We start from the raw sequence: 8,253 nt of genomic DNA on the forward strand, positions 1-8,253 counted from the left end.
GGACGAGCGCCTCCACCGCGCCTGCGAGCGGAGGGAGTTCGCCCGTGAGCGTACGCAGGAGCGTCGTCTTCCCCGCTCCGTTGCGGCCGACGAGCGCGAGGCGCTCGGGCCCCCGCACCGTGAGGTCGATCACGTCGGCGCTGCCGAACCGCGGCCGCACACCGTCGAGTCGGAGCACGGTGCGTCCGGACGGAACGACCGTGCCCGGCAGGCTGACGCGGATCTCCTCGTCGCTGCGGACGGCTCCCGCCGCCTCCTCGCGGCGCTCCTCCGCGTCCCTGAGCCGGCTCTCCTGGAGGCCGCGCAGCTTTCCCGCAGACTCCTGCCCGGCCCGCTTCTTCCCGCCCGCTACGATCCGCGGGGCCCGCCGCTGCGCGTCGAGCTTCTTGCTCTGCCGCTGCCGCCGCGCCGACTTCACCTGCGCCTCCTCCACTTCGCGCTTCTGCCGGCGTACGTCGGCCTCCGCGGCGCGCAACGTGCGGCCCGCGGCGGCCTGTCGGGCCGCGAGCGCCTCCTGGTAGGCCGACCAGCCGCCGCCGTACCAGTCGACGGAGCCGGAGCGGAGCTCCGCGGTGCGGTCCACGCGCTCCAGCAGCTCGACGTCGTGGCTGACGACGACGAGTACGCCGGAGCGCCACGACTCCACCACCTCGTGGAGCCGACGCCTGGCGAAGAGGTCGAGGTTGTTGGTCGGCTCGTCGAGGAGCAGCACGTCCGGGCGCGCGAGGAGCAGCGCGGCGAGGCGCAGGAGCACGGTCTCACCGCCCGACATCTCCCCCACGGAGCGGTCGAGTTGCAGGTGGTCGAGGCCGAGGGAGCCGAGTGTCGCCAGCGCCCGCTCCTCGACGTCCCAGTCGTCGCCGACCGTTTCGAAGTGGGCCTCGTCGACGTCGCCCGACTCGATCGCATGGAGCGCGGCCCGGCGCTCGGCGACGCCGAGCGCCTCGTCGACGCGGAGCCCGGTGTCGAGCGTCACGTGCTGCGGCAGGTGGGCGAGGCTGCCGCCGACGGTCACCGAGCCGCCGGCCGGCCGGAGTTCACCGGCGAAGAGGCGCAGCAGGGTCGACTTGCCCGAGCCGTTGGCGCCGACGAGCCCGGTGCGGCCGCGGCCCACGGTGAGGGAGAGGTCCTCCAGGACGCCGGTGCCGTCGGGCCAGCGGAAGGTGAGCGCGGAGCAGGTCAGGAAGGGGTTCGGGGCGGTGTTCATGGGTTCTCGCAGTCGCGTGCGCGGTGGGCGGGGGCTACGTGTGCGAGCACCGCTGGGTGACGGCGAAGGACGCGGGAGCGCTGACGGCCCTGCGAAGGCGAGGGGCGGCATGCACCGAGGTCGCATCTGCGCGGCGCCGCGACGGGTCGGATGCCGACCGGCGGCGTACGGCTGTGCCGTACCGCGCGATGTTCGCGGACCTCAGATGCGCAACGTCCACCTCATTCTGAGACGACAGGACCTGGGCAGGGTACCCCAACCCCCTCCCGCGGCGGCGGAGCGGCCGGTTTCCCGCCACGCTGCACAGTTTCCCGAGCACGGCGCGTCAGGGCAGGACGGCCACCCCGTCGATCTCCACGAGCGCCTCGGGGTCCCAGAGCGCCGCTACGCCCAGCACCGCCATGGCCGGGTACTCGCGGCCCGCCAGCCGGTGCCATGTCCGGCCCAACTCCCGGGCGTGCGAGCGGTATCGGGGCACGTCGACGGTGTAGACGGTGACGCGAGCCAGGTGGCCGGCCTCGCCTCCGGCTGCGCGCAGCGCGGTGAGCAGGTTGCTCAGGGACTGCTCGAACTGCTCGGGAAGCGTGCCGCCGACGATCCGGCCTTCCGGATCGAGCGCCGTCTGGCCCGCGAGGTGGACGGTCCGGGTGCCGGTCGTGGTGACGGCGTGCGAGAACCCCTTGGGCGGGGAGAGCTCGGCCGGGTTGGTGCGGAGGGGTCTCATCGGTAGAGCTCCTTCGCGATCAGGGTGCGCTGCACCTCGGTCGCCCCCTCGTAGATCCGCGGTGCGCGCACCTCCCTGTAGAGGTGTTCGAGGAGGTGCCCACGGCGGAGTGCCGAGGCGCCGTGGAGCTGGACGGCGGAGTCGACGACGTACTGCGCCGTCTCCGTGGCGAAGAGCTTCGCCATCGCCGAGCGGCGCGCGGTGTCCGGGTCGCCGCGGTCGCAGGCGGCGGCCGCGGCGTAGACGAGCGTTCTCGCGGCCTCGGTCCGCGTGGCCATCTCCGCCAACGTGTGGGCGACGGACTGCTGTCGGCGCAGCGGGCCGCCGAACGCGCGCCGCTCGTCGGCGTGGTGGAGCGACGCGTCGAGGGCGGCACCGGCCATGCCGACGGCGAAGGCGCCGACGCTGGGGCGGAAGCGGTTGAGCGTGCGCATCGCGAGCCGGAACCCCCCGCCGGCCGGGCCGATCCGGTCGTCTTCCGTGACGGGGACGCCCTCGAACTCCACGGTGCCGAGGGGGTGCGGCGAAAGCATGTCGAGCGGCTCGCCCCGCAGCCCCGGGCGGTCGGCGGGGACGAGGTAGGCGGTGATCCCGTGCGCGCCCGGCGCCTCTCCCGTGCGCGCGAAGACGGTGTAGACGTCCGCCTCGGGCGCGTTGGAGATCCACGTCTTGGTGCCGTCGAGCCGGTGGCGGCCGGCACCGTCGGGCTCGGCGGTGAGCGTGAGCGCCGCCGCGTCGCTGCCGGCCTGCGGCTCGCTCAGCGCGAAGGCGGCGACGGCGGCACCCGAGGCGAGCGGCGGGAGCCACCGGGCGCGCTGCGGTGTCGTACCGGCCTCGACGAGCGGTCCCGCGCCGAGCCCTTGGAGGGCGAGCGCGGTCTCCGCCTCGGTGGTGACCCGGGCGAGGGACTCGCGCAGTATGCAGAGGTCGACGGTGGAGACGGAGTCCGGGCCCTTGCCGTCGGGGGCCGGCTCGGGCACGGGTGCGGGAACGACGCGCGCGAGGAGGCCGAGGCGGCCCAGCTCGGCGACGAGCGGGCGGTTGAGGCGTCCGGGCGCGGCCTCGCCCGTCAGCGGGGCGAGGCGTTCGGCCGCGAGTCCGCGCAACTCCTCGCTCCAGCAGTGCTGTTCGGGTTCGAGCGCGTAGACCGGCATCGCCGCTCCCTCCGTCCGACGGCCCGCGACACGGGGCCGCGCGCGGAACGTCCCGTATATCGGGAGGCATTGACTGCCGTCACCATATCGCTACGCTCAACCCACCACAGCAGGTTCCCGCCACCGCGCACCGGCGTACGACGGGCGCCCGAACCGGCACCACGCACGCACGAGGACGCATGTCCCGCCGCGTCGAGCGGCCCCGGCCGCGACGGCGTCTCGCGGGGCGCAGCCGACCACGCAAGACCCGGGCCACGCACCGGCGGCCCGGCTCAGCCGACCGCGCGCGAACCGCCGAGGGGGCGTCACGGCAATGGAGTTGAGCCCGTCCGCACACGCCGACACCTTCGCCAGGGACCACCTCCCGCCCGCCGAGGAGTGGCCCTCGCTCGACCTCGAGGGCGCCGGGCTCGCCTATCCGGCACGCCTCAACTGCGGCGCCGAACTCCTCGACACGACCCTCGCCCGCCACGGCCCCGACCGCCCGGCACTGCGGGGCCCCTCGGCCGACCCGGGAGCCCCCGACATCGACTGGACGTACGGGGAACTGCGCGCCCACGTCGACCGGTTGGCGCACACCCTCACCGAAGACCTGGAGTTGCTCCCGGGCAACCGGGTGCTCTTACGCGGCCCCAACAGCCCCGAATTGGCTGCGTGTTGGCTCGCCGTGATGAAGGCGGGCGGTGTCGCGGTCACCGTCCTCGCCGGGCAGCGCCCCGGAGAGCTGGCCACCGTCTGCCGGCTCGCCCGCATCCGGCACGCCGTCTGCTCGGCCGACTCGCTCGACGGGCTCACCGCGGCCGGCGTCCCCGGCCTGCGCACCGCCGTCTTCGGCGACGGGAGACCCGACGAACTCTTCCGACGCGCCGCACGGAAGCCGCCGCGGTACGAGGCCGTACCGACGGCCGCCGACGACGTCGCGCTCCTCGCCTACACCTCGGGCACCACGGGCGACCCCAAGGGCTGCGCGCACTTCCACCGGGACGTGCTCGCCATCGCCGACACGTTCTCGGCCCGCGTGCTCCGCCCCGCATCCGGCGACCTCTTCGCCGGAAGCCCCCCGCTGGGCTTCACGTTCGGCCTCGGCGGCCTCCTCGTCTTCCCGCTGCGCGCCGGAGCCGCCTCCCTCCTCGGGCACTGGTCGGGGCCCGCGCAGATGCTCGAGGCGATCGAGCGGCACCGGGTCTCCGTGTTCTTCACCGCGCCGACCGCCTACCGCGGGATGCTCGCCGCCCTCCGCGACGCACCGTACGACCTGGCAGCTCTGCGACGCTGCGTCTCCGCCGGCGAGCACCTGCCGGCCGGAACCTGGCACGCATGGCACCGGCACACCGGCCTCCGCCTCATCGACGGCATCGGCGCGACGGAGATGCTCCACATCTTCCTCTCCGCCGCGGACGACGAGATCCGCCCCGGCACCACAGGGCTGCCCGTGCCGGGCTTCCGCGCCCGCGTCGTCGCCGACGACGGCGTCACGCCCGTCCCGGACGGCGAGCCCGGACTCCTCGCGGTCCGCGGCCCCGTCGGCTGCCGGTACCTGGCGGACGAGCGGCAGCGCGCCTACGTACGCGGCGGCTGGAACCTGACGGGCGACACGTATGTGCGAGAGCCCGACGGCCGCTTCCGGTACGTTGCGCGCGCGGACGACATGATCATCTCCTCCGGGTACAACGTGCCGGGCCCCGAGGTGGAGGAGGCGCTGCTGCGCCATCCCGACGTCGCGGAGGCCGCCGTCGTCGGGCGGGCGGACGCGCGGCGCGGACAGGTCGTCGTGGCGCACCTCGTCCTCGCCGACGACGTGCCGCGCGACGACGAAACCGCCGCGCGGCTGCGGGAGTTCACCGCGGGCGAGCTCGTCCCCTACAAGGTGCCGCGCGAGTTCGTCTTCACCGACGCGCTGCCGCGCACCCCGACGGGGAAGCTCCAGCGGTTCCGGCTGCGCAGCGGAGGACGAGCCCCCGGAACGGCGCCGACAGACCTCTAGAGTTGTCGCCGTGGCGGCAGACTCCAGCAAGGGCACGCGGCGCTCGCCCGGCTCGTTGATCCTCACCTTCTACGGCGCGTACGGAAGGGAGTTCGGCGACGCGGGGAGTGTGCCCGTCGCCGCGCTGATCCGGCTCCTCGGCGCGCTCGGCGTCGACCCTCCGGCGGTGCGCTCGGCCGTCTCGCGGCTCAAGCGCCGCGGTCTGCTCACCGCCGACCGGCCGGGCAGCAAGGCGGCGGCGTACGCCCCGTCGCAGGCGGCCGGGGAGCTCCTCGCCGACGGCGACCGGCGGATCTACGCACGCCCGGAACCGGGCGGCGGCTGGCTCCTCGCCGTCTTCTCCGTCCCCGAGGAGCTGCGCACGCAGCGCCACCTGCTCCGCTCGCGGCTCGCACGGCTCGGCTTCGGCAACGCGGCCCCCGGCGTCTGGATCGCCCCCGCCCACCTGGAGGACGAGGCCCGACACACCCTGGAACGGCTGGAGTTGGAGCAGTACGTCGACCTCTTCCGCGGTACGCACACCGGGTTCGCGCCGACGCCCGAAGCCGTCTCGCGATGGTGGGACCTGGAGGGGATCGCCGCCCTCCACCGCGCCTTCCTCGACGAGCAGCAGCCCGTCCTGCGGGCCTGGCGGCGCCGCCGCACCCGCCCGCCGGAGCCCGCCTACCGGGACTACCTGCACGCCCTCGACTCCTGGCGCCGCCTCCCCTACGCCGACCCCGGCCTGCCCGCCGCGCTGCTGCCGGCAGGCTGGCCGGGCCGGCGCTCGGCGGAGGTCTTCGCCGGTCTCCACGAGCTGCTCGGCGGGCCCGCTGCGGAGTTCGTCGCGGAGGTGAGGGGTGCGGAGGAGCCGCGGTGACGCGCCCCTCGGCGACCGCACGCGCACGCACCGTGGCCGCAGGGCGCTCCACATGTGCGCCCCGGTGCTCCGCCGTACGCTGGGAGCATGCCACGCGACGCCGACGATCCGGCCGGGAGCGGCCGGGGATCCCGCGGACGGCCCACGGGGAAGCGGTGGGTCTACGTCGTGCTGATGGCGTGCTGCCTCGTGCTCTTCGTCTGCGCCTGGGCCTTCGTGCGCCTCTGGTCGGTGCCCGCGGCGATCGGTATGTGCGTGGTCGCCATGATCCTCCCGCCGACAGCCGCCATCATCGCCAACCGCGGTGAGCCCGGCGCGAGTTGGCCGGAGGACGAGGAGGACGACGGGCGCTCGGACGAGCGTTGAGCCGCCGGCCTCTCAACTCCCCAGCGTGAGACGCGGCCTGGGCCTTCCCTCCCTCCCCGCCGGCGGACGCCTGCTCCCCGCGCGGTACGACTCGGGCCACGGCGCCCCTGGCCCCTCGTACCCCTGGTCGGCGGCGGCGTGGAGGGTCCAGTGCGGGTCCCACAGGTGCGGCCTCGCGAGTGCGCAGAGGTCGGCGCGGCCTGCGAGGAGGAGCGAGTTGACGTCGTCCCAGGACGAGAGGGCGCCGACGGCGATCACCGGGACGCCGAGCGCGTTGCGAATCAGGTCGGCGTACGGGGTCTGGTACGAGCGCCCGAAGTCGGGCCGCTCCTCCGGGACCACCTGGCCCGTCGAGACGTCGACCGCGTCGGCGCCGTGCGCGGCGAAGGCCGCCGCGATGCGGACGGCGTCCTCGGCCGTGGTGCCGCCGGGCGCCCAGTCCGTCGCCGAGATGCGCACCGTCATCGGGCGGTCGGCCGGCCAGGTCCCGCGCACCGCGTCGAAGACTTCCAGCGGGTAGCGCAGGCGGCCCCCGAGGTCCCCTCCGTAGGCGTCGGTGCGCCGGTTGGTGAGCGGGGACAGGAAGGAGGAGAGGAGGTAGCCGTGTGCGCAGTGGAGTTCGAGGAGGTCGAATCCCGCCGCCGCCGCGCGCTCCGTCGCCGACGTGAACTCCTCGCGGATCGCCGCCAGTTCGGACGCGTCGAGCGCGTGCGGCGTCTGACTGGTGCCGTGGAGGTACGGCAGCGGGGACGGCGCGACGAGCGGCCAGTTGCCTTCGGGCAGCGGCTCGTCGATGCCTTCCCACATGACCCGTGTCGACCCCTTGCGGCCCGCGTGGCCGAGCTGCACGCCGATCGCCGCCGTCGGCGACTCGCGGTGCACGGCGTCGACGATGCGCCGCCAGGAGTCGCCCTGCGCGGCGTTCCAGAGCCCGGTGCAGCCCGGCGTGATCCTGCCGCGCGGTGAGACGCAGACCATCTCCGTCATGGTGAGCCCCGCCCCGCCGAGCGCCCGCGCGGCGAGGTGCACGAGGTGGAAGTCGCCCGGCACGCCCTCCTGCGCCCGGTACATGTCCATCGAGGAGACGACGACGCGGTTGCGCAGCCGCAGCCCGCGGAGCCGGAAGGGGGTGAACATCGCGGGCGTGCCCGCCGGTTGGCCCGCCTCGCGCTCCACGGCCGCGGTGAACGCCGGATCGCGCAGGCGCAGGTTCCCGTGCGTGACACGGCGACTGCGGGTGAGGAGGTTGAAGGCGAACCGGTACGGCGGCTGCTCCGTGTAGCGGCGCAGCTCCTCGAACCACTCGAGGCTCGCGCGCGCCGCACGCTGCGTCGACGCGACGACGGGGCGGCGCTCCTCCTCGTACGCGGCGAACGCCGCCCGAATCCCCTCGTGTTCGCGGAGGCAGGCGGCGAGCGCGAGCGCGTCCTCCATGGCGAGCTTCGTCCCCGAGCCGATGGAGAAGTGCGCGGTGTGCGCGGCGTCCCCGATGAGGACCGTGTTCCCGTGCGACCAGCGGCCGTTGACGAGGGTGCGGAAGACGCTGCCCCGCTGCTGGTCGCTGTGCGGGAGCGCGCCGTCGAGGGTGTGCGGGAAGAGCCGCGCGCACCGCTCGGCGCGCGCCCGCTCGCCCAGCCGGTCGAGTCCGAGTGCCTCCCACACCTCGTCGCGCGCCTCGACGAGCACGGTCGCGGCGGGCGCGCGTCCGTCGGCCGCTTCGGCGGTGCGGTACGGGTAGGCGTGGAGTTGGACGACGCCGTGCGGCGTCTCCGCCGTCTCGAAGTGGAAGGCTTCCAGGGCGAGTTCGCAGGTCATCCACAGGTACCGGCTCCGGTGTGCGACGGTGTGCGGCGCGAAGTGCGCGGCGCCGGCCGTGCGGACGGCGCTGTGCACGCCGTCGGCCGCGACGACGAGGTCGTACTCGGCCGCGAGCCGCGCGTGCGGCGGGGGCGCGGCCCC

At 74.9% G+C, this 8,253-nt stretch carries 7 protein-coding genes; 3 read left to right on the forward strand and 4 right to left on the reverse strand.

Features of this window, described 5'->3' with window-relative positions; all coding sequences use genetic code 11:
- From UWG_RS0116435 to UWG_RS0116445, 3 genes are all read right to left on the reverse strand, one after another.
- The coding region (locus UWG_RS0116435; protein WP_016908315.1) for an ATP-binding cassette domain-containing protein at positions 1–1,207 on the reverse strand (1,207 nt) is incomplete at its 3' end.
- A 325-nt stretch (positions 1,208–1,532) separates the two neighbouring features.
- The gene (locus UWG_RS0116440) at positions 1,533–1,931 is read right to left on the reverse strand and encodes a RidA family protein (RefSeq protein WP_016908316.1); all 399 of its coding nucleotides are present in this window, start codon (positions 1,929–1,931) and stop codon (positions 1,533–1,535) included.
- Positions 1,928–3,085 carry an acyl-CoA dehydrogenase family protein gene (locus tag UWG_RS0116445; RefSeq protein WP_016908317.1) on the reverse strand — a complete coding sequence of 386 codons (1,158 nt, stop codon included), beginning with the start codon at positions 3,083–3,085 and terminating at the stop codon, positions 1,928–1,930. The genes UWG_RS0116440 and UWG_RS0116445 overlap by 4 nt, the downstream gene beginning before the upstream one ends.
- Before the next feature lie 313 nt (positions 3,086–3,398).
- Between UWG_RS0116445 and UWG_RS0116450 the strand changes: the two genes are divergently transcribed.
- The 3 genes from UWG_RS0116450 to UWG_RS0116460 all read left to right on the forward strand — a co-directional run bounded on the left by UWG_RS0116450 (position 3,399) and on the right by UWG_RS0116460 (position 6,294).
- Positions 3,399–5,069: an AMP-binding protein gene (locus UWG_RS0116450; RefSeq protein WP_016908318.1), complete on the forward strand. Its 1,671-nt coding sequence runs from the start codon at positions 3,399–3,401 to the stop codon at positions 5,067–5,069.
- A gap of 10 nt (positions 5,070–5,079) precedes the next feature.
- The gene (locus UWG_RS0116455) at positions 5,080–5,928 is read left to right on the forward strand and encodes a PaaX family transcriptional regulator (RefSeq protein ID WP_016908319.1); all 849 of its coding nucleotides are present in this window, start codon (positions 5,080–5,082) and stop codon (positions 5,926–5,928) included.
- Positions 5,929–6,015: 87 nt separating this feature from the next.
- Positions 6,016–6,294, forward strand: coding sequence for a DUF3099 domain-containing protein (locus UWG_RS0116460; RefSeq protein WP_016908320.1), 279 nt, complete (start codon positions 6,016–6,018; stop codon positions 6,292–6,294).
- A 12-nt stretch (positions 6,295–6,306) separates the two neighbouring features.
- Here the strand turns inward: UWG_RS0116460 and UWG_RS0116465 are convergent.
- Positions 6,307–8,253, reverse strand: a 1,947-nt coding sequence (locus UWG_RS0116465; protein WP_016908321.1) for an oxidoreductase, incomplete at its 5' end; no start/stop codon positions are given.

This window comes from Streptomyces xiaopingdaonensis (assembly GCF_000262345.1).
GTDB lineage: Bacteria > Actinomycetota > Actinomycetes > Streptomycetales > Streptomycetaceae > Streptomyces > Streptomyces xiaopingdaonensis.